Below are 279 nucleotides of genomic sequence, written 5' to 3' on the forward strand. Positions count from 1 at the left end.
GGCGGGATCGATGGGCCAGATCATGACCGAATTCGCGGCGAAGGCCGGGGAGAGCAGGGTGGAACTTAGCAGCAGCAACAGGGCGCGCAGTGGCTTCATGATCATATCCTTGTTTTCTATCACCTCACCAGCTCAGGGTGACGGTCAGCGTGTCGGTATAAACGCCGGCGCGCGCAGTGCCGGGCAGTTGTAGCTGACCGTAGATCGGCAGCGTAATGTTATTGGCATTGCTATAACTCAGCGGCACCGCCTGGTTCACGGGGATCACCGTGGTGCGGC

General features: G+C 59.9%; 1 protein-coding gene. It reads right to left on the reverse strand.

Annotation, left to right across the window (positions count from 1 at the left end; genetic code table 11):
• Nucleotides 1–124: 124 nt before the first annotated feature.
• On the reverse strand, nt 125–268 hold the full coding sequence (locus SB765_RS29215; RefSeq protein WP_410932431.1) for a spore coat protein U domain-containing protein: 144 nt from the start codon (nt 266–268) through the stop codon (nt 125–127).
• Between the last annotated feature and the right edge of the window lie 11 nt (nt 269–279).

Source organism: Pseudomonas sp. SIMBA_067, assembly GCF_046534675.1.
Classification (GTDB): Bacteria; Pseudomonadota; Gammaproteobacteria; order Pseudomonadales; family Pseudomonadaceae; genus Aquipseudomonas; species Aquipseudomonas putida.